The sequence below is a fragment of the Pseudomonas sp. genome (assembly GCF_030698175.1).
In the GTDB taxonomy this organism is placed as follows: Bacteria; Pseudomonadota; Gammaproteobacteria; order Pseudomonadales; family Pseudomonadaceae; genus Aquipseudomonas.
In genome coordinates this window covers 97,739-115,947 of sequence record NZ_JAUYNT010000025.1, presented here as the reverse complement: position 1 = coordinate 115,947, position 18,209 = coordinate 97,739, and the positions used below count along the sequence as shown (strand labels likewise).

At 61.0% G+C, this 18,209-nt stretch carries 21 protein-coding genes; 10 read left to right on the top strand and 11 right to left on the bottom strand.

Going from position 1 to position 18,209, the window contains the following annotated elements; genetic code table 11:
- Positions 1–8: 8 nt before the first annotated feature.
- A complete protein-coding gene (locus tag Q8R10_RS13390; protein WP_305654328.1) occupies positions 9–416 on the bottom strand; it encodes a hypothetical protein in 408 nt (135 codons plus the stop codon).
- Between Q8R10_RS13390 and Q8R10_RS13385 the strand changes: the two genes are divergently transcribed.
- The 5 genes from Q8R10_RS13385 to cmoB all read left to right on the top strand — a co-directional run bounded on the left by Q8R10_RS13385 (position 415) and on the right by cmoB (position 3,910).
- Entirely contained in the window at positions 415–819 is a 405-nt protein-coding gene (locus tag Q8R10_RS13385; RefSeq protein ID WP_305654327.1) for a protease inhibitor I42 family protein, read from the top strand. The two genes, Q8R10_RS13390 and Q8R10_RS13385, sit on opposite strands and share 2 nt — an antisense overlap.
- 5 nt (positions 820–824) lie before the next feature.
- Positions 825–1,355: a hypothetical protein gene (locus Q8R10_RS13380; RefSeq protein WP_305654326.1), complete on the top strand. Its 531-nt coding sequence runs from the start codon at positions 825–827 to the stop codon at positions 1,353–1,355.
- Between the two features lie 129 nt (positions 1,356–1,484).
- Complete coding sequence (locus Q8R10_RS13375; RefSeq protein WP_305654325.1) at positions 1,485–2,054, top strand: hypothetical protein; 570 nt, start codon at positions 1,485–1,487, stop codon at positions 2,052–2,054.
- Positions 2,055–2,210: 156 nt separating this feature from the next.
- On the top strand, positions 2,211–2,954 hold the full coding sequence (gene cmoA / locus Q8R10_RS13370) for a carboxy-S-adenosyl-L-methionine synthase CmoA (RefSeq protein ID WP_305654324.1): 744 nt from the start codon (positions 2,211–2,213) through the stop codon (positions 2,952–2,954).
- Entirely contained in the window at positions 2,951–3,910 is a 960-nt protein-coding gene (gene cmoB / locus Q8R10_RS13365; protein ID WP_305654323.1) for a tRNA 5-methoxyuridine(34)/uridine 5-oxyacetic acid(34) synthase CmoB, read from the top strand. Before cmoA ends, cmoB begins: the two co-directional genes overlap by 4 nt.
- A 139-nt stretch (positions 3,911–4,049) precedes the next feature.
- On the opposite strand, the gene Q8R10_RS13360 is transcribed toward cmoB, so the two are convergent.
- The 6 genes from Q8R10_RS13360 to Q8R10_RS13335 form a co-directional block, all read right to left on the bottom strand.
- On the bottom strand, positions 4,050–4,661 hold the full coding sequence (locus Q8R10_RS13360; RefSeq protein ID WP_305654322.1) for a DUF2846 domain-containing protein: 612 nt from the start codon (positions 4,659–4,661) through the stop codon (positions 4,050–4,052).
- Positions 4,662–4,777: 116 nt separating this feature from the next.
- Entirely contained in the window at positions 4,778–5,926 is a 1,149-nt protein-coding gene (locus Q8R10_RS13355) for a phosphatidylserine/phosphatidylglycerophosphate/cardiolipin synthase family protein (protein WP_305654321.1), read from the bottom strand.
- A gap of 9 nt (positions 5,927–5,935) precedes the next feature.
- Complete coding sequence (locus Q8R10_RS13350) at positions 5,936–6,517, bottom strand: YceI family protein (RefSeq protein WP_305654320.1); 582 nt, start codon at positions 6,515–6,517, stop codon at positions 5,936–5,938.
- A 65-nt stretch (positions 6,518–6,582) separates the two neighbouring features.
- Positions 6,583–6,936, bottom strand: coding sequence for an amidase (locus Q8R10_RS13345; protein ID WP_305654319.1), 354 nt, complete (start codon positions 6,934–6,936; stop codon positions 6,583–6,585).
- Complete coding sequence (locus Q8R10_RS13340) at positions 6,933–8,042, bottom strand: serine hydrolase (RefSeq protein WP_305654318.1); 1,110 nt, start codon at positions 8,040–8,042, stop codon at positions 6,933–6,935. The genes Q8R10_RS13345 and Q8R10_RS13340 overlap by 4 nt, the downstream gene beginning before the upstream one ends.
- 73 nt (positions 8,043–8,115) lie before the next feature.
- The gene (locus Q8R10_RS13335) at positions 8,116–9,006 is read right to left on the bottom strand and encodes an acyl-CoA dehydrogenase family protein (protein WP_305654317.1); all 891 of its coding nucleotides are present in this window, start codon (positions 9,004–9,006) and stop codon (positions 8,116–8,118) included.
- A gap of 145 nt (positions 9,007–9,151) precedes the next feature.
- Between Q8R10_RS13335 and olsB the strand changes: the two genes are divergently transcribed.
- The 3 genes from olsB (at position 9,152) to Q8R10_RS13320 (ending at position 12,290) form a co-directional block, all read left to right on the top strand.
- A complete protein-coding gene (gene olsB / locus Q8R10_RS13330) occupies positions 9,152–9,907 on the top strand; it encodes an L-ornithine N(alpha)-acyltransferase (protein ID WP_305654316.1) in 756 nt (251 codons plus the stop codon).
- Entirely contained in the window at positions 9,907–10,707 is an 801-nt protein-coding gene (locus Q8R10_RS13325; protein ID WP_305654315.1) for a lysophospholipid acyltransferase family protein, read from the top strand. The genes olsB and Q8R10_RS13325 overlap by 1 nt, the downstream gene beginning before the upstream one ends.
- Positions 10,708–11,153: 446 nt before the next feature.
- Positions 11,154–12,290, top strand: a complete 1,137-nt coding sequence (locus tag Q8R10_RS13320; RefSeq protein ID WP_305654314.1) for a glycoside hydrolase family 5 protein — start codon at positions 11,154–11,156, stop codon at positions 12,288–12,290.
- A gap of 148 nt (positions 12,291–12,438) precedes the next feature.
- Here Q8R10_RS13320 and Q8R10_RS13315 read toward each other — a convergent pair whose 3' ends face one another.
- The 4 genes from Q8R10_RS13315 to Q8R10_RS13300 all read right to left on the bottom strand — a co-directional run bounded on the left by Q8R10_RS13315 (position 12,439) and on the right by Q8R10_RS13300 (position 16,610).
- Positions 12,439–14,235, bottom strand: a complete 1,797-nt coding sequence (locus tag Q8R10_RS13315) for an ABC transporter ATP-binding protein/permease (protein ID WP_305654313.1) — start codon at positions 14,233–14,235, stop codon at positions 12,439–12,441.
- The gene (glk, locus tag Q8R10_RS13310) at positions 14,236–15,285 is read right to left on the bottom strand and encodes a glucokinase (RefSeq protein WP_305654312.1); all 1,050 of its coding nucleotides are present in this window, start codon (positions 15,283–15,285) and stop codon (positions 14,236–14,238) included. It abuts the gene before it with no gap.
- A gap of 244 nt (positions 15,286–15,529) precedes the next feature.
- Complete coding sequence (locus tag Q8R10_RS13305; RefSeq protein WP_305654311.1) at positions 15,530–16,027, bottom strand: glutathione peroxidase; 498 nt, start codon at positions 16,025–16,027, stop codon at positions 15,530–15,532.
- Positions 16,028–16,124: 97 nt separating this feature from the next.
- Positions 16,125–16,610, bottom strand: coding sequence for a peptidylprolyl isomerase (locus tag Q8R10_RS13300; RefSeq protein WP_305654310.1), 486 nt, complete (start codon positions 16,608–16,610; stop codon positions 16,125–16,127).
- Here Q8R10_RS13300 and Q8R10_RS13295 point away from each other — a divergent pair.
- On the top strand, positions 16,579–17,007 hold the full coding sequence (locus Q8R10_RS13295) for a DUF3565 domain-containing protein (RefSeq protein ID WP_305654375.1): 429 nt from the start codon (positions 16,579–16,581) through the stop codon (positions 17,005–17,007). The genes Q8R10_RS13300 and Q8R10_RS13295 overlap by 32 nt on opposite strands.
- The gene (locus tag Q8R10_RS13290; protein ID WP_305654309.1) at positions 17,007–18,209 is read left to right on the top strand and encodes an acetate kinase; all 1,203 of its coding nucleotides are present in this window, start codon (positions 17,007–17,009) and stop codon (positions 18,207–18,209) included. Before Q8R10_RS13295 ends, Q8R10_RS13290 begins: the two co-directional genes overlap by 1 nt.

Here is an 18,209-nt window from a genome sequence, read left to right as displayed (position 1 = left end):
AGGCCACGTCAGGTTGCCGGTAACGGTGTGAAGCCAGGCATTGCCGTACTGGCCGGAAAGACCGCGCCGGACACGGATTTACGTTGTTCGACCGGCAGGTCGCCCATCCACACCAAGTCCCAGCTTAGATTGAGGTCGGCACTTTGCTCCAGTGCATAGGTGACGCCAGTGCCGAGGCGCCAGGCCCCCCGCCTAGCGGTCGTAGGCACGCCAATGCTAGCAGCGACAAAGCCGGTAACGGCAACAGCGAAAACTTCAGTGACATAAATGCCTCTGTTTGTATAAACACCACCGCAATTAACCGGCCGTGCGCCGTCGAATGCCGGGCCTGAATTTATCAACGCGGTGTGACGGTAGGCTGACGCCCAGCTTGTCGTTATGCTGGCAACCTGTATTTGCCCAGGATGTTTGACCATGCACTCAGCCCCGTTCGTTCGCTGGCTTTTGCCCGCCAGCCTAAGCCTGCTTGCCGCCTGCACGCAGACGCCCAGCAGCGTTAGCCTCGACGAAGATGCGCAAAGCCATTGCCCGCTGACCATCTATCGCGGCCAAGAGCTAATGCTGAGCCTGCGCAGCAATCCCAGCACCGGCTTTCGCTGGGAAGTTAAAGATGCCGCCAGTGGTGTGCTTAAAAGCCTCGGCCCGGAGGTGTACAGCAACCCCGAAGACCTCGATTTGGTGGGTAGCGCCGGTCAGTCCACCTGGCGTTACAAAGCCGACAAGCCCGGCAACGGCCATCTGTTGATGGTCTACCGCAGGCCCTGGGAAGCGGACGTGGCGCCAGCACAAAACTTTGTTTGCCCGATTACAGTGGAGTAACCCAGATGCAAGACCTACTGGTTGAATTAGTCGGCAAAATCAGTTCCGGCGGCTTGCCCGAAGACGAGATTTTGCGCATTGCCAACGAGGCCGCTGCGGCCTACGAAGACCCAGAGGCCTTTCTGGCAGCCAACCCCGACGTCAATTACGACGACACTTATCCAATCCCGCTGGGGGAATGGGTGGTGGTCGGTAATCTGCCGGACAACGTGCTGTTTCAGGCCGACAGCTATGCCGATTTGCTGGCACAGATCATCGCTTCATTCAGCAGCGATGTGCCGTTCAATATCAAACCCAAGCAATTGCTCAAGGCCAAACCGCTGGCGGCGCTCAATAGCATTCAGGTGCAATTGAGCAGCATGAACAAGGAAATGGGCGGCTATGTGCTGCTCAATTTCAGCGAGCCGCTGGATGACGAATTACAAGCGGTGCTGATCTACGGCTGCGACCTGCCACGGGTGATGGAGCTCTGCGTGGCAGTCGGCATTCCCGCCGCACCGGCCTATGAATCGTTGCGCCAAGCCGCGCAACTTTAGGACTAAATACCCCCCACAGCGCCGCCGCCAACCAGTCGTCTGAAGCCCCTGCCACCGGTCTGATTCCTGAGGCGGAGCGCCCCTAATGCGCCGTCATATAGAGAGGCAGTACTGAGACAGGAGAAGACCATGGGCCGTAAATGTTGTACTGGTCTTTTATGCCTGTTGTTCTTGCTCGCCGGCTGCAGCAGCCTGCTACCCAGTGAACGGGCGGAGCTGCTTTCGCCCTTCGGCGACTACCTCGATGCCGAGGCTCGTTATGCTCAGGCAACGCCTGGCAAAACCCGCCGGGCGCAGCTGTTTTCCTTGGGTTTCGACCCACTGATCGAAGGCAACGGGCGGATGTTGTCGTTCCTCGATGTACGCCTGTTATTCGTCCAGCCCAACATCCCCATCGACTACCTGCCCGCCGGTCTGGTGCAGTGCCTGGAGGCCAAGGAGCGTTGCACCGGCTACGCCTTCGACTTCAACAAAACCGATACCCAGCGGGTCGGCAGCTTCTGGGCCGACGCCTTCAACTTTCGCAAGCACCGTGAGGTGCATGGCTGGGCCTTCCGCGCCGTGTTCGTGCTGGTCGATGATCTGCTGGTGCACAAGGTCAGCAGCGGCGAGCCGAACATCCGCCGCTACGAGGTCAAGCGCAACCCACTGGGGCCGCTACAGGGCGCCGGTGAGTTTTTTTCCGATCAGTTGAAGTGATGTGATCGTGAAGTGACGTGATCGGTCATCGGGAGCTGGAATGCTCAGTGCATCCAGTGCCAGCCAATTCTTTTCCGACCAGTTGAAATAATGGCGGTTGGGCTGCGGCCGTTAGTTGGCTAAAATGCCGGCCTTTCGCCCGCCCGGAACTGCCCCGTGAACCACACACCCGACCGCATCTTCGCCACGCCGCACGCGCAAGTCGCCGACTTCGCCTTTAACGAGGACGTGGTGCGGGTGTTCCCGGACATGATCAAACGCTCGGTGCCGGGCTACCCGACCATAGTCGAAAACCTCGGCGTGCTGGCGGCGCAGTTCGCCCAGCCGCACAGCGTACTCTACGACCTGGGCAGCTCCCTGGGCGCCGTGACCCAGGCGTTGCGCCGGCATGTGCAGATTGCCGACTGCCGGGTGATTGCCGTGGACAACTCGGCAGCCATGGTCGAGCGCTGCCGCGAATACCTGCACGCCCAGGACTCGATGTTTCAGGAGTTACTGCCGGTGGAGGTGCGCGAGGCGGATATTCTCAGCCTGGCGTTTGAGCCGGCATCCCTGGTGGCACTGAACTTCACCCTGCAATTTATTCAGCCCGAGCAACGCCTCGGTTTGCTGCAACGCATCCATCAGGCGCTGCTGCCGGGTGGCGCGCTGATTCTCTCGGAGAAGCTGCGCTTCAATGATCCGGCCGAACACGCGCTGCTCACCGAGCTGCATATTGCCTTCAAACGCGCCAACGGTTACAGCGAGCTGGAAATCGCCCAGAAGCGCAGCGCCCTGGAAAACGTCATGCTCCCCGACAGCTTAGAGGAGCACCGTGAGCGTTTGCTGGCCGCCGGCTTCAGCCAAGTCGTGGTGTGGTTTCAGTGCCTGAATTTTGCTTCCTTGATCGCCCTGCCATGATTGATTTAAGCCCCCTGATTCAACGCCTCAAAGGCTCGCCCCTGGAAAACTGGGCGGACGACTTGCAACAGCAACTCGACGCCAAAATGGCCGTCGGTCACGGCGACTTAGGCCGCTGGCAAGCCGCGCTGGATGCCCTGCCGGTGATGCAACCGAGCCAAATCGACTTAGTGAACAGCTTCAGCCTCGACAACGACTGCGACGCTGCCACCCGCCAACAGGTGCGCGACGCGCTGTTCGGCTTGTCGCCGTGGCGCAAGGGACCGTTCAACCTGTTTGGCGTGCATGTCGACACCGAATGGCGCTCGGACTGGAAGTGGGACAGGGTCGCCCCGCACCTGGACCTGCGTGGCAAGCGGGTGCTGGATGTCGGCTGTGGCAACGGTTATTACCAGTGGCGGATGCTCGGTGCCGGCGCCGAAAGCGTGATTGGCATCGATCCCAACTGGCTGTTCTTCTGCCAGTTCCAGGCCATGCAGCGCTACCTGCCCGACCTCCCCGCCTGGCATCTGCCCTTTGCGTTGGAAGACTTGCCCGAGCAGCTGGAAGGCTTCGACACGGTATTTTCCATGGGCGTGCTCTATCACCGTCGCTCGCCCATCGACCACTTGCTGGCGCTAAAAGACTGCCTGAAAAAAGGCGGCGAACTGGTGCTGGAAACCCTGGTGGTGGCCGGTGATGCCCAACAAGTGCTGGTGCCGGAAGACCGTTACGCGCAGATGCGCAACGTCTGGTTCCTGCCCTCGGTGTCGGCGCTGGAGCTGTGGCTAAGACGCGCCGGCTTTGTCGATGTGCGCTGCGTCGATGTCAGCGTCACCAGCCTGGAAGAACAGCGCTCCACCGACTGGATGCGCTATCAATCCCTGGGCGATTTTCTCGACCCTAACGACCCGAGCCGCACCGCCGAAGGCCTGCCGGCCCCCACCCGCGCGGTACTGGTGGGGCGCAAACCTTAACCGTCCCCCCCTGTAGGAGCGGCTTTAGCCGCGATCAGAACGCCAGTCCGGCGCCAATCCCCAGCCTTGTGTCGCGTTCCGGGGCCCCATCGCGGATAAATCCGCTCCTACAAAAGCGCTGCATCAGGTGAGCAGCGCCTTAGATACCGATACTATCCAGCGCCCGCCCAACCGAGCGCCAGAAGCCGCGTTGGGCGCGAATATGCTCGCCGTTGGCGTCGATCCTGGCGAACGGCTGCACCCGGTGGGTGGCGGCCAGCTCCGGCAGGGCGACCTTAGCCGAGACCAGCTGCAAGGGTCCGTCGCCACTGGCCGACAAGCTCTCATCGTGGGGCGGCGGGTTGCTCTCGTCATAGCGCAGGTAGTAGGTGGCGCCGGCCTCGGCGTCCAGGGCGAAGCTGGCGATGCGGGTAAAGTCCATCGGGCTTTCCGCCATCAGCGTCCAGTAGCTGCCCAGCAAGGGCCGACGCATTTCCAGCTGATAACTGGCCACCTCAAACTCCACGGCCAGGTAGCCGTTACTCGGTAGGCTGCCAGTCAGTTGGTTATTAATAAACAGGCCGGGGGCTTCCAGCTCTTGATCCGCCCAAGCACTCTGCGGCCGGTAGAGGTAGACCAGGACATGGTTCTCATCGCTGAGGCTGCGAGCCTTGAACAGCGGCCCATCACTGTCACCAAAAAACGCGCCAGGGCTCGAGCAGCCACCGAGCAGACTGGCCAACAACAATACAAACAGCGGGTAGCGGCGCATGCGCGCCTCCTTGGCAGTTATTTGCCCCGAGCATACCCAGCCGGCCAGCGTCTGACACCCGACAAAAGTCTGGGCTCAACGCCGCATGGCCGAACGTAGCAGTTGTTCACGGCCGGTTAGCGACGGCGATCAAGCAGATTCACCAACAGCCGGTCGAGCAAACCCCACACCCGGCGGCGCAAGCGCTGCCACCAGGGTTTGGCCTGCCATTGTTGCAGGTCGATTTCCAGGCTTTGAGCAAAGTCGGCGTTAAAGCTGGCGGCGACTTGGGCACTCAGGTGCGGGTCGATGGCTTCAAGGTTGGCGTCCAAATTGAAACGCAAATTCCAATGGTCGAAGTTGCATGAGCCGACGCTGACCCAGTCGTCCACCAGCAGCATTTTCAGGTGCAAAAACTGCGGTTGGTACTCGAAAATCCGCACCCCGGCCTTGAGCAATTTGGGGTAATAACGCTGGCCGGCGAAGCGCACCGGCGGCTGATCGGTATTGCGCGCGGTCAGCAACAAACGCACATCGACGCCGCGCAGCGCGGCTTTGCGTAACGCCCGACGGATCTTCCAGGTGGGCAAGAAATACGGCGTCGCCAGCCAGATGCGTTGCCGGCTTTGCAGCAGCGCGCGCAGCAGTGATTGCAGAATATCCCGGTGCTGACGACCATCGGCATAGGCGACTCGGCCGAAACCGGCCCCCGCCGTCGGAGTGCTCGGCAGCCGCGCCAAGCCCCGAACCGGCGCCGGGCGCCAGGCCAAACGAGCCGGCACCGCCTGCCACTGACGCGCAAACAACTGCTGCCAGTCGCCCAGCAAGGGGCCACTAATTTCCACCATCACCTCGTGCCAGGCGTGGCTGTTATCACTGGGCTGCCAGAACTGATCGGTGGCGCCGGTACCGCCGACAAACCCCAGGCGGCCATCGACCAACAACAATTTACGGTGATCGCGGTACAGGTTGCGCACGCCGCGCCGCCAACTCAGCGGGTTGTAAAAGCGCAGCTCGACACCGGCGGCCAGCAGTTCACGGCGTTGCGCGGCCGGCAAACCCAGACTGCCAAAAGCATCCAACAGGCAACGCACCAGCACGCCCCGTTGCGCCGCCCCGCAGAGGGCCGCGACCAACAGATCGGTGCAAGCGCCGCTGGCGACCAGGTACAGCTCCAGCTCCACCTGCTGCTCGGCGGCAGCAATGGCGGCGAGCATGCGCGGGAAAAACTGCGGGCCATCGAGCAGCAACTCAAACTGATTGCCGGCGTGCCAAGGAAAGATCATCGGCGCGACTTAACCGGCGGTGAAGATCAGCACCGCACTGACCGGAACCGCCAAGCTGATGGATTTCAATCCGGCCAGCTTGCGCAGCGTCTCAACCCCCGGCGTCAGGCCAAAATCGGCGGCACTCAATACCAGCGGCGCCAAGGAGACGACTTGAAAGCGCCGATCATCCAGGCGAGTGACCAGCAACTCACTGTTATAGCTGTGGCTGTGACCATGCAGATTGACCGTCAGCGGCAAACGCAACTCCAGCTGCGCGCCGGCAGCCAGGGTCAGGAGCGGGGCAATATCGAGCTGCGCGTCGATTTGCGCCAGGGCAAACTGCTCGACGTCAAACAACTGCTTGCGCAGACGCTCATCGCGCAACGGAATGCCGCTGTCGACCGACTCCATGCGCACCAACACTTGCACCTTGCCGGCATCGTCAACGCTGCCGGCGAGACTGCGAAAACGATTCACTTCCGCCACGTCAGTCTGCTTGGTGGTGGTATACGACAACCGCGAGGACTCTTTGTCCAACTGCCAGGCAGCCTGTGCAGGCAAGCTGAGCAAGGCGGCAAGCAGGCAGGGCAACAGTTTAACGCTCGGCATAACAAGGCTCACTAAAGCAATTCAGCCGCCACCATAGCCGCCACCAGCCGGCTTGCAAAGCCTCCCTAGCGGCTCGGCAGTGCCAGCGCCTGGGGTAATAACTGGCAACCTTGCCGTGGGCTTAGCCAAACGGCGCTGTGGCTGCGGCCCAGGCCAGTGGCGGTGACCTGTTTGTGGGCGACGTCATCGAAGAAATCGCTGACCGGCAGGCTCAATTTCACGTAGCTCGCGCAGTAGTCGGCGGGGTTGTCCATCACATAGCGGCAGGAGCAATACTCCTTGGCGGTGTAGGCACTGACGATGTCCGGGAAGACCTGTAAGTAAGTGCGGTTAGCCCAGGCCCAGGCGCCCGACAGCAGTATTGCCAGCAGCAACAGGCTGCTAAACGGGCGGGTTTTGATCAACTTAATCGGGCTCATTGCGCCACCTCGGGAGCGAAGGCCGCGAGGGCCAATTGCAGTAAGGCGTTGTGCTGATAGCTGTGGTCGCGGTCATCGGCGTAACGCACTATCACCAGCTTCTCGGCGGGCAACACGTACAGCGCCTGGCCCCAATGACCGAGGGCGGCAAAGGTCTCAGCCGGTGCCGCCGGCCAAGGTTTGGCGGAGCCTGCCACCGGCAGATTCAGCCACCACTGACCGCCCGGCACCGCCTCTCCGGCAATTGGCTGATACGCGGCGAACGGGGTGCGATTGAACTCAACCCAAGCCTTGGGCAGCAACTGGCGCTCGCCCCAACGACCGTCACGCTGCATCAACAGGCCGACGCGGGCCAGATCGCGGGCGGTCAGGTAGGCATAGGAGGAAGCGACAAAATTGCCGCGGGCGTCGGTTTCCCAGGTTGCAGAACTGATCCCTAGCGGCTCGAACAGCGCCGTCCACGGATAGTTGGCGTAAGCCGCGTCGCCGAGCATGCCGCGCAGCGCCGCCGACAGCACATTAGTGTCGCCACTGGAGTAGAGAAAGCGCGTGCCAGGCGCGACCGCCACCTGATGGCTGGCGACAAAGGCCGGCATATCGTGGCGGCCACGGGTGTAGAGCATGGCCACCACCGAGGACTTCAGTGGCGCCAGCTCGTAGCTTTCTTCGTAGTCGAGCCCCGAGGCCCAATTGAACAGGTGACCCAGTTTGATTTGCGGGTGCGCGGCAAACGCCGGGTAGTACTGCGCCGCGCTATCGCTGAGCTTGAAGCGCCCCTCGCCATAGGCCACGCCCAGGGTCGCGGCCAGCAAGCTTTTGCTCATCGACCAAGCCAAGTGCGGGGTGCTGGCCTTGGTCGGCCCGGCGTAGCGTTCATAGATGATCTGGCCGTCGCGAATCACCAGCAGCGCATCGGTGCGCACGCCTTTACGACTCTCATCATCACGCGGCGCAAACGCATAGGCTTCCAGCGCCGCAATGGCAGCACTGCTAGGCGTTATTGCCGTGGCCCAATCGGCGCTCGGCCAGGTTTCGGCGCTCGCCAGCGTGGCAACGGCGCACAGGCCAGTCGCCAGACACAGACGACGGAAGAATACAGTGGGCATAAGACCGCCTCATGTGTTATTTGAGGCTGCACCCTAGCACGCACCCAGTGACCGTTTGAAGGATGAACGCGCGCTATTGGGAGCTCATCCCCAAGCTACTCAAGGCCTTTTCCAGCCGCTTGGCCCGTGCGCTGGCGGCGATGTTCAGCAGGTTCTGATCACGCTGCCACAATTGCGCCCAGGTGGGCGGGCCGGCAGCCATGGCGGCGTCCACCTCGGGGCGCAAGGCGGCAAACTGCGTGAACAAGGCGGCCAACAGCAGATGACTGGTGGCCGCGTTCGGGCATTGCCGAGTCAGTTCGGCGCAGCCGGTCAGCAAGGCCAACAAGCGCAGTTGCAGGATCTGCGGCCAGGCGCCGTCTTGCCCGACGCCGTACAGCCAGGCGCCGAGGGCGGCCAGCACATGCAGGTCTTCGATGCTGCGAAACGGTTTCACGTAAGCGTCCCAGCCATCGCCGGCCAGCAGCTCGCAACTGGCTTGCTCCAGGTGCAAACGGGCGTGGCCGATGTCCGGCATCAGCGGCAAGCTCGGCAGCGGTTCGATGCGCACGCCCGGCGCGCCGCGATAGACCACCGCCAGCGACAAATGCACCGGCGCCCCTGCCGGCTCATCGCGGGCCGCCACCAACAACCAGTCGGCCGCTTCGGCTGCGGTGACAAAATCCTTGCGACCCGTCAGCGCCAGCCCACTCAGGCGAGTGTGCATATCGGCCGGGCGGGTGCTCTTGTTCTCGGTCACGCACAGGGCGCCCAGCCCGGCCGGCGCCGAGGGCCAGAGCACCCGTAACGCCGCTTGATAACCAGCCAAAAACGCCAGCCCTGGAGTCGCCGCCAAACGCCCGCCGAGCAGCGCCAAGTGCAGTGGAGCAACCTCGCCCAGTTGCAACTGCACAGCGGCAAACCAGTCTTCTAGCGGCTGCGCCGGCAGTCGTTCGGTGCGTTCAAGTAGCGATTGCCAAGGCATGCAAAACTCCAAAAAACCTAATGTGGGCTGTCATACAAGCATCACCACTCCGTCACGGCAATGACACCGGGGTTACTTAGTCTGAGCTGGCACAAGAAAGTCTACAGACCGCAACCCCATCCGGCTGCTTCATGGAGGCTACATAATGAATACAATCGCCCTCACCCGCGTTGCCAGCACGGAGCGTCGTCTGCAAGCCGAACGGTTAATCGGCGCCAGCGCTTTGCGCGAGGCACAAGCGCTGCGCTATCAGGTGTTTAGCCGCGAGTTTTCGGCCAAGCTGAAAGGCGCCGAACTGGGCCTGGACATGGACGACTACGACCCACACTGCGCGCACATCGGCGTACGGGATTTAAACAGTGGGCGCCTGGTCGCCACCACCCGGCTACTCGACCATCAGGCCGCCGCGACCCTGGGCAGTTTTTACAGTGAAGAAGAATTCAGCCTGCACGGCCTGGCCAAGTTGCAAGGGCCGATACTGGAAATCGGTCGCACCTGCGTCGATCCGGCTTACCGCAACGGTGGCACCATCGCCGTGCTCTGGGGCGAGTTGGCCGAGGTGCTGAATGAGGGCGCTTATCGCTACCTGATGGGCTGCGCCAGCATCCCCATGCAGGACGGCGGCGTGCAAGCCCAGGCAATTATGCAGCGCCTGCGCGAACGTTATCTGTGCCAGGAAAACCTGCGCGCCGAGCCGAAACACCCGCTGCCAAGCCTGGATTTACCCAGCAACGTAATCGCCGAAATGCCCCCGCTGCTCAAGGCCTATATGCGCCTGGGCGCGAAGATTTGCGGCGAACCTTGCTGGGACCAGGATTTCCAAGTAGCCGACGTGTTTATCCTGCTCAAGCGCGATGAACTCTGCCCGCGTTACGCCCGCCACTTCAAGGCGGCGATGTAATGCCGGCGCTGCGACTCGGCTGGCGCAGCCTGTTGTTAGTGCTCTGGGGACTGAGCAGTGTGCTGCTGGCCGGCAGCCTGCGCCTGGCCGAGTACTGCAGCAGACGTGAACTGCCGGGCCTGCGCCAGCAGCTGAGCCAGACGTGTTTTCGCCTGCTGCGCAGCTGCTTACCCGTGCAGGTGCAGGTGCACGGCCAGCTGCCACAGCAGACGGCGCTGTGGGTTAGCAACCATGTGTCCTGGGTCGACATTGCCCTGCTCGGCGCGCTGCAGCCGTTAAGTTTTTTATCCAAGGCCGAAGTGCGCCAATGGCCGCTGGCCGGCTGGCTGGCGGTACAGGCCGGCACCCTGTTTATCCAACGGGGCGCCGGCGACAGCGCCAGAATCGGCCAGCAAATAACCACACACCTGCAAGCCGGGCGCGCCCTGCTGTTATTCCCCGAAGGCACCACCAGCGATGGCCAGTGCCTGCGCACCTTCCATGGCCAGCTACTGAGTGGCGTGATTGAGCAAGCCATCGCCCTGCAACCGGTGGCGATTCGCTACTGGCGCGACGGCCAGCTGGACACTGCGGCGGCCTTTATTGGCGAGGATGATTTACTCAGCCATCTGCGCCGCTTACTCGCCGCCCCCGCCGCCCAGGTGCAGATTCATCTGTTGCCGCCGCTGCTCGCCACCCCTGGCGAGAACCGCAAGCAACTGGCCCGCCGCGCCCAAGCCTGCATCGCCCACTGCCTGGATAATCTGCCAGCGCCACAGTCGCCGACCGCTGCCGTGACTGACCGCGTGCAGCTTAACTAAAGGCCCTGTACCAGTTATGCGTTGCGAGAGACCTAAATTTTAGCGAGAGGGAATTAGCCTTGATACCTGTGTTGCCTGCACCGACCAATCGCGGATAAATCCGTTCCTACAGGGAGGCAGCCGATGAAATTATTGCAGGTGCAGGGCTTGTGTAGGAGCGGCTTTTTGTAACAAAGGGCACCGCGAAGCGAGCGCGAGCACGCTGACAATCCTGCAGGGCCACAAGCGCTCTTTGTCGCACCTTCATCTGGGTCACGAACCAGAGACTACGGGACTTGCGCGCTGCAAGAAGTAACAGGGACATAGCCTAACTAAACACCCGACTGGCTCAAACAAACGGCATTAACCGGGCGATCTATTGGCGCATATCAAGCTCGCGGCAAATCCGCCATCTATGCTTAGGAGGTCACGGCTTATTGCCGCCGCTTTGCTTGAAGGAGCGCCCTATGCAGCAGACCTCTTTGCCGGTATCCGCCCAATCCAACGCCACCAGTAAATTACGCGGAGTCAATCTGGGTGGCTGGCTGGTGTTGGAAAAATGGATGACCCCCAGCCTGTTTGAAGGCCTGCAGGCCACCGATGAAACCACTTGGTGCGCCGAGCTGGGCGCCCAAGCAACCGCCAAACTGCAACGGCACTGGGACACTTTTATTACCCACGACGACTTTGTCTGGCTGCACCAACGCGGCATTAATGCGCTGCGCATTCCGGTCGGCCACTGGATTTTCGGCCCCGGCTATCCCTATCACCGCAGCTATGGCGACAACCGCCAGCCCTTTGTCGAGGGCGGCATCGCGGTGCTCGACCGCGCCTTTGCCTGGGCCGCTGAGCTGGACCTGCGCATTGTGCTGGACCTGCACGCCGCCCCCGGTTGCCAGAACGGTTTCGATAATGGCGGCATCAAGGATGTCTGCGAATGGCACACCCAGGCCGACTACCGCGAGCACTCGCTGAATGTGCTGGAGCGCCTGGCTGAACGCTATCACGCGCAGCCCTGCCTGCAAGCCATTGAAGTGCTTAACGAGCCGCGCTGGGACGTGCCCACCGACTACCTGAAAAGCTACAACCTCGACGCCTACCAGCGCATCCGCAAACACTGCAGCGCGGCGGATGTCAGCGTGGTGTTCCACGATGGTTTTCGCGATTACCACGAATACTTGGGCTTTATGCAGGCGCCGGAATTTACCAACGTGGTGTTCGATATTCATCGCTACCAATGCTTCGAACGCGGCGACATCGACAGCGACATTTACACCCATATCCACAAAGCCAGCGGCGCATGGAAAGCCGAAGCCGACGGCATCATTCAGCAAATGGGCATGCCGGCCTATTGCGCCGAATGGAGCCTGGGGCTGGATTTGAAAGTCGTCTCGCTGTGGGCCGAAGGGCCGTTCAACCATGCGCTGGACCACATGGACAGCTTCCAGCAAAACACCGCCTACCGCGGTTACGCCGCCGCCCAACTGCTGACGTTCGAGAAGTATCAAGGCTGGTTCTTCTGGAGCTACAAAACCGAAACCACCCCCGCCTGGTGCTTTCGAGAATGCGTGCAGCGCGGCTGGTTGCCGGCCAATTTTGCGTAAGCCCTTAACAGGCCGTTGAAAAATGTAGCGAGCGAAGGTCAGGCAAGGCGAAATCAACCGAAAAAGCGCAGTTTACTGGTCGTAAATGAGCATTTTGAGGCTGATTTCAACGCCGCATGGCCGAGCGCAGTAGTTTTTCAACAGCCTGTTAATCTGCCGCCGTAACAACCGGGGTAACGGGCGCCGTGGTCAGCGAACACTCTGAGGTGCTGCAGGTGAGGTATTTGTCTTGCGCCGGCCTATTGAGCAGCAACTTGCGCTGGTAATGACGCTCCAAGCCGGTGTGAAAACTGATGGTCAGCAGCGTTGCATTGGGCAGCTCGCGGTAGAGCATGTCCATCATGCCCTCCTCGCCTTTGGGGTCGAAGGCGTCGGTGGCCTCCTCGATAAACACCCAGGCCGGTTGCTGCAGAAACAACCGGGCAAACCCCAGGCGCTGCTGCGCCCGCAGCGGTAACACCCGATCCCAACTGTCCAGCTCGGTCAGGCGCGGGGCCAGCCAGGCAATCCCGGCGCACTCCAGCGCATGGTGCATGGCCGCCTGGGTGAAGTGTTCGGCCGGCTGCGGATAACTCAGCACCGACTGCAGGCTGGCGTGGGGTAAAAACGGTCGCTGCGGCAAAAAGCTGATCGCCGGGCCCTCGGGCAGCCAGACCTCGCCATGGCCCCAGGGCCACAAACCGGCCACCACTTTAAACAAGCTGATGGTCACCGTTGGATCGCCGGCAATCAGCACGTGCTCGCCGCGACGAACCACCTGATTAAAACCCTCCAGCAGGATCAAGCCGTCAGGATTGGCGATGCACAGGTCGCGCAACACCAGCTCATGCTGAGTGGACTGCGCCACGCTGATGCGATGCTCTTGCGGCTCGCTCGCTTGCTCATCGAGCACTTGCATATCGTTATAGAGGCTCAACACCCGCTGTATCGAAGCCCGGCAATGGGCTAACTCGCCGAGGTTATCAATCGGCCAGGAAAGCGCCGAGGTGAGCTTCTGGAACGCCTGCGCGGCCTGCATCAGCACCCCCAAGGTCATGCCGCCGGCGATGTATTGCGGCGCCATCAGCAAGATCGGGAACACCGGCAACAGTGCGCCGTAACCAGAGGAAAACGACACTATGCCCAGATACCCGAGGGTCTGGCGGTTCCAGCGCTGGCTCAGCCGGGCAAAGAAGGTCTTGGCATTTTGCCGTTCGATGTCCTCGCCATGCATCAGGGCAATCGACTCGGAATTAGAGCGCGAGCGACCCAAGCCAAAGCGAAAATCCGCCTCGGCGGTTTGCAGTTTATTGGTCGCGGTAATTAATGGCCGGCCCAGCAGCAAGCCGAACACTGTGCCGGCGCCAGCATAGGCAAAAGCCAGAATCACCATATAACCGGGCACCATAAACGCGGTACCGGGAAAGGTGGCGCTGCCGGTGACAGTCAGCAGGATGTCGACAAAGCTGCCGAAAATCAGCAGCGAATACACCAGCGAATGGACCAGACCGATGGAGCTTTCAGTGACTATGCGGATATCTTCGGCGATTCGCCCGTCGGGGTTGTCATGCTCGCCACCGACCAATTGCAGTTGATAATGGTGACCGCGAGTCATCCACTGATCGAGCACCTTAGCGGTCAGCCAACGGCGCCAATCCAGCTGCAGCCAACGCTTAACCTGCATATGCAGGGCTGTCACCGCCATGGTCAGAATGAAGATCAAGACGAAGGTGCCGACCTGCATCAACAAGTCATTCAGCGACTTGTCTTCCAGCGCATCAAACAGCTCGCGACTCCAGTAGTTCATCCAGATCGCCAGCGCCACCTGGGCCAGGGTAAACAGCAGCAAGGCCAGGGTATAGCCGCGCACCTGCCACTTATTCGCCGACTTCCAGTAAGGCGTTACCAGGCGCAAAAACTGCCACGACAAGCGCCGCGGCGGCAGTGACGCAAGCGGCGCGCTCATTTACGCGGCTCCCCCAGCGGCCGCGTTTGGGCACAACTGGGCGACCAAATCCTGAGTGGCCGCGCACATAGTTGATCTACCCGAAGCTGCAGCCGAGTCGCAGCACAACTGCGCAGCCAAACTGGCGGCGCCGAACAAACCCAGCTGCTCATTGAGCACCACATGCAGGGGGATAGATTGCAGCAATTCGCGCATCGGCGGCTTGTTGACGAAGGCCTCAAGCACCGTTGGGCTTTGCAGAAAACTGAGGATTTTCGGCGCTATGCCACCGGTCAGGTACAGCCCACCGTGGGCCAAACTGAACAATGCCAAATTACCCGCGCTGGCGGCAAAGATTTGCGCAAACAACGCCAACGCGGCGCAGGCCAATGGCTCGTGTTGCTCGGCGGCTAGCGAGATCGCCCGCGCACTGAACGATGCATCGTTAAGCAGCACTCCCGTGCCGCTGAGAAAGCTGTAAATCCGCTCCAGACCATGGCCACACAACAGCAGTTCTTGGCTGACCCGCCCGTAAGCGCTTTGCAGCGCCTGGCAGAGCGCCAATTGTTCAGGGCCTCGGGGGGCAAAATCGGCCAAACCGCCTTGGCTGGGCAAAGCCTGCCAAAGCCCTGCGCAGGGCACCAGCAGCGCCATGCCCAAGCCCGTGCCGGCGCCCATTAAGGCGCGCACGCCATCGGCCTGGGGCGCACCGGCTTGCAAGGTACACAGCTCGGTTGCGGGTAAGGCATTGAGGCCATAGGCCTGGGCAGTAAAGTCATTCACCAAGCGCACAGTGGCGATGCCAAATTGCCCACTGAGACGCTCTGCATCCAATAACCACGGCAAGTTAGTCATCTGTACCCGGTGGCCTTCGAGGGGACCGGCGACGGCGATACAGGCCACCTCTGGCGGCTCACCGGGGCTGAGAAAAATTTCCAGCAAGGCCTCCAAGCTCGGGTAGTCGCGACCTAAAAAACTTTGCTGACGGATACAGCGCCAGCCAGTGGCGCAAGGCTCACCCAACAACAGGCGGGTCTGTGTACCGCCAATATCGGCTGCCAGAAAAACCATCCTCACCCCCGTAGGTTGTGGCCGTTAACTCGCCAGCTACCAGCCTGATGCAAAGGCTAGGTACCCGTTAACTGTTGCTGGCGGCTTTCGTAGGATGGGTTGAACGTAACGATACCCATCGGCGGCAGTCATGTCGGTAGCCTGCGATGGGTTACGCCACTACGCGGCTAACCCATCCTACAAATGCCCGACCTTCAGTGAACACGACCGCGCCAGGTTTACACCGCCTGGCTAAGAGCCGGCTTTACTCGGCAGCCAGTGCTGCCAAGGCTTTTTCCACCGCATCGATCAAGCCGGGATCGTCGGTAGTGGTGCGCGGGGAGAAGCGTGCAAGCACCCGACCGTCTGGGCCGAGCAGGAATTTTTCGAAATTCCAGCTGATGTCACCGGGAAACTCCGCGCCCTCACCCGCCAATAAACGGTACAGCGGATGACGCCCTGGACCGTTGACTTCTAGTTTGCTGCTGAGTGGAAAAGTGACGCCGTAATTGAGACTGCAAAACTTGCCGATCTCTTCTTCGCTGTCCGGCTCCTGCTCGGCAAACTGGTTGCACGGCAAGCCCAGCACATGAAAACCCTGGGCATGATAGTGCTGATACAAGGCTTGTAGCCCGGCATATTGCGGCGTCAGGCCACACTTGGAGGCAACGTTCACCACCAGTAAAACTTGACCTTTAAACGTCGACAGCGGCAGATCCTGGCCGTCTAGCGCACGCAAATTAAGGTCGTGAAAGGCACTCATGTAAATCTCCCTGTAAATCCTGGCGGACAAAAAAAGCGCCCTCAGGCGCTTTTTTTGCAGCTTGTTATGGCCTTGTCTCAGCTTAGCAGCTGATCAATCAGTGGTGGTGACCACCCTCGCCATGGATGTGACCGTGAGCCAGTTCTTCGGCGCTGGCGTCACGCACGCTGACGATTTTTACTGCGAAGGTCAGACGCTGACCAGCCAATGGGTGATTGCCATCGACAATCACGTCGTCGCCATCCAACTCGCGCACGGTAACGATTTGCATGCCGCCATCGGGACCGGAGGCATGAAACTGCATGCCCACTTCCATCTCTTCAACGCCTTCGAACATGTCACGACCCAGGGTCGCAACCAGTTCGGCGCTGTACTCGCCGTAAGCCTCTTGCGGCTCAACCGAAACAGTCAACTCGTCGCCGGCTTGCTTGCCTTCAAGGGCTTTTTCCAGGCCAACGATGATGTTACCTGCGCCTTGCAGGTAGGCCAGCGGTGCGCCGCCAGCAGAGCTATCGATCACCTCACCGGCATCGTTGGTCAGGGTATAGTCGATAGAGACGGCCTTATTGGCAGCGATCAGCATGGGGCTTAACCTTTTGCGAAAGAATAAAGAACGGACAAGTTTAACCAAGGCCCCGACTGAAAGCGAACCAAGCGCTGACCAACGGATGCAAATCTGCCGACATGAACAACTTTTACACCACGATCACCTGTTGATGAATGACGCAAAAAACCCGGCTAACGCGTCAACTGCGACGCATTCACCACGCCTGCTTGACTTCCATCAGGACGCTGACGGCCACTGGGTGGCAAGCTTGTCGTGCGGTCATACCCAGCATTTACGCCACCAACCACCCTGGCAAAACCGCGCCTGGGTGATGGCGGTCGCGCAACGCCAAGCTAGGCTGAAAGAACCCTTCCCGTGCGGCTGGTGTGCTCAGCGAGCGGCTGATTCGATCAATCAAGACGAGAATGACTGATGCCCTCAGGCACTATTTTAGTAATCAATTGCGGCAGTTCATCGATCAAGTTCGCCTTGGTTAACCCGGATGCTCAGGCGTTTGCCTTGAGCGGGCTGGCCGAACGCCTCGGCTCGCCCGACGCGGTATTGCACTGGCAGGCGGCCGGGCAAAAACACACTAGGGCCATTGCCACAGCCGATCACCGCGCGGCACTAGCGCAATTGTTGCCGCTGGTGCAGCAGGCGGCCGGCGAGCAACTGCTGGGGATTGGCCACCGGGTGGTGCACGGCGGCGAACACTTCACCAGCGCCAGCCTCATCAACCCGCAGACCTTGGCGGCGATTCGCCAAACAGCGCCCTTGGCACCGCTGCACAATCCGGCCAACTTGCAGGGCATAGAAGCGGCGCTGGCGCTGTTCCCCGAGCTGCCGCAGGTGGCGGTGTTCGACACCGCCTTTCACCAAAGCTTGCCCGAACATGCGTATCGCTACGCCCTGCCCGAGGTGCTGTACCGCGAGCATGGTGTGCGCCGCTATGGCTTCCATGGCACTAGCCACCGCTATGTCAGCCTGCGCGCCGCCGAGTTGAGCGGCTTGCCGGTGACTGATAGCAGTTGGCTGTCGGCGCACCTGGGCAATGGCTGCTCGACCTGCGCCATAGTCAACGGCCAGAGCCGCGACACCAGCATGGGCCTGACCCCCTTGGAGGGTTTGGCCATGGGCACCCGCAGCGGCGACGTCGACCCCAACCTGTTTGGCCACCTATCGCGCACCCTGGACTGGAGCCTTGAGCAGATCGAACACATGCTTAATCACGACAGCGGCCTGCTCGGTTTATCGGGTTTGTCCAATGACATGCGCAGCCTGGAGCAAGCCCGCGCCAAAGGGCATCCGGGCGCCACCCTGGCGATTGAGGTGTTTTGCTATCGCCTGGCCAAATCCCTGGCAGCCATGGGGTGCGCCCTGCCGCGACTGGACGGGCTGATTTTTACCGGCGGCATTGGCGAAAACTCAGCGTTGGTGCGCAGCAAAACCCTCGAGCATTTACAGCTGCTGAACCTGCGACTGGACCCCGCCGCCAACCTCGCCTGCGTCGGCGGAAATAGCGGGCCGATTGAGCTGCAGGGACATACGCGGGTGCTGGTGATTGCCACCAATGAAGAGCGGCAGATCGCCCTGGACACGCTTGCCGCGATCAACACAGTCGCGCTACCGAATTAA

Coding starts and splice junctions, on each gene's coding strand:
- Q8R10_RS13345 (WP_305654319.1), bottom strand. CDS start 6,936: ATGAGCCCGATTAAGTTGATCAAAACCCGCCCGTTTAGCAGCCTGTTG.
- Q8R10_RS13390 (WP_305654328.1), bottom strand. CDS start 416: ATGGTCAAACATCCTGGGCAAATACAGGTTGCCAGCATAACGACAAGC.
- olsB (WP_305654316.1), top strand. CDS start 9,152: ATGAATACAATCGCCCTCACCCGCGTTGCCAGCACGGAGCGTCGTCTG.
- Q8R10_RS13355 (WP_305654321.1), bottom strand. CDS start 5,926: ATGATCTTTCCTTGGCACGCCGGCAATCAGTTTGAGTTGCTGCTCGAT.
- Q8R10_RS13290 (WP_305654309.1), top strand. CDS start 17,007: ATGCCCTCAGGCACTATTTTAGTAATCAATTGCGGCAGTTCATCGATC.
- Q8R10_RS13300 (WP_305654310.1), bottom strand. CDS start 16,610: ATGCTGATCGCTGCCAATAAGGCCGTCTCTATCGACTATACCCTGACC.
- Q8R10_RS13385 (WP_305654327.1), top strand. CDS start 415: ATGCACTCAGCCCCGTTCGTTCGCTGGCTTTTGCCCGCCAGCCTAAGC.
- glk (WP_305654312.1), bottom strand. CDS start 15,285: ATGGTTTTTCTGGCAGCCGATATTGGCGGTACACAGACCCGCCTGTTG.
- cmoB (WP_305654323.1), top strand. CDS start 2,951: ATGATTGATTTAAGCCCCCTGATTCAACGCCTCAAAGGCTCGCCCCTG.
- Q8R10_RS13340 (WP_305654318.1), bottom strand. CDS start 8,042: ATGCCCACTGTATTCTTCCGTCGTCTGTGTCTGGCGACTGGCCTGTGC.
- Q8R10_RS13315 (WP_305654313.1), bottom strand. CDS start 14,235: ATGAGCGCGCCGCTTGCGTCACTGCCGCCGCGGCGCTTGTCGTGGCAG.
- Q8R10_RS13360 (WP_305654322.1), bottom strand. CDS start 4,661: ATGCGCCGCTACCCGCTGTTTGTATTGTTGTTGGCCAGTCTGCTCGGT.
- Q8R10_RS13350 (WP_305654320.1), bottom strand. CDS start 6,517: ATGCCGAGCGTTAAACTGTTGCCCTGCCTGCTTGCCGCCTTGCTCAGC.
- Q8R10_RS13325 (WP_305654315.1), top strand. CDS start 9,907: ATGCCGGCGCTGCGACTCGGCTGGCGCAGCCTGTTGTTAGTGCTCTGG.
- Q8R10_RS13380 (WP_305654326.1), top strand. CDS start 825: ATGCAAGACCTACTGGTTGAATTAGTCGGCAAAATCAGTTCCGGCGGC.
- Q8R10_RS13305 (WP_305654311.1), bottom strand. CDS start 16,027: ATGAGTGCCTTTCACGACCTTAATTTGCGTGCGCTAGACGGCCAGGAT.
- Q8R10_RS13375 (WP_305654325.1), top strand. CDS start 1,485: ATGGGCCGTAAATGTTGTACTGGTCTTTTATGCCTGTTGTTCTTGCTC.
- Q8R10_RS13335 (WP_305654317.1), bottom strand. CDS start 9,006: ATGCCTTGGCAATCGCTACTTGAACGCACCGAACGACTGCCGGCGCAG.
- Q8R10_RS13320 (WP_305654314.1), top strand. CDS start 11,154: ATGCAGCAGACCTCTTTGCCGGTATCCGCCCAATCCAACGCCACCAGT.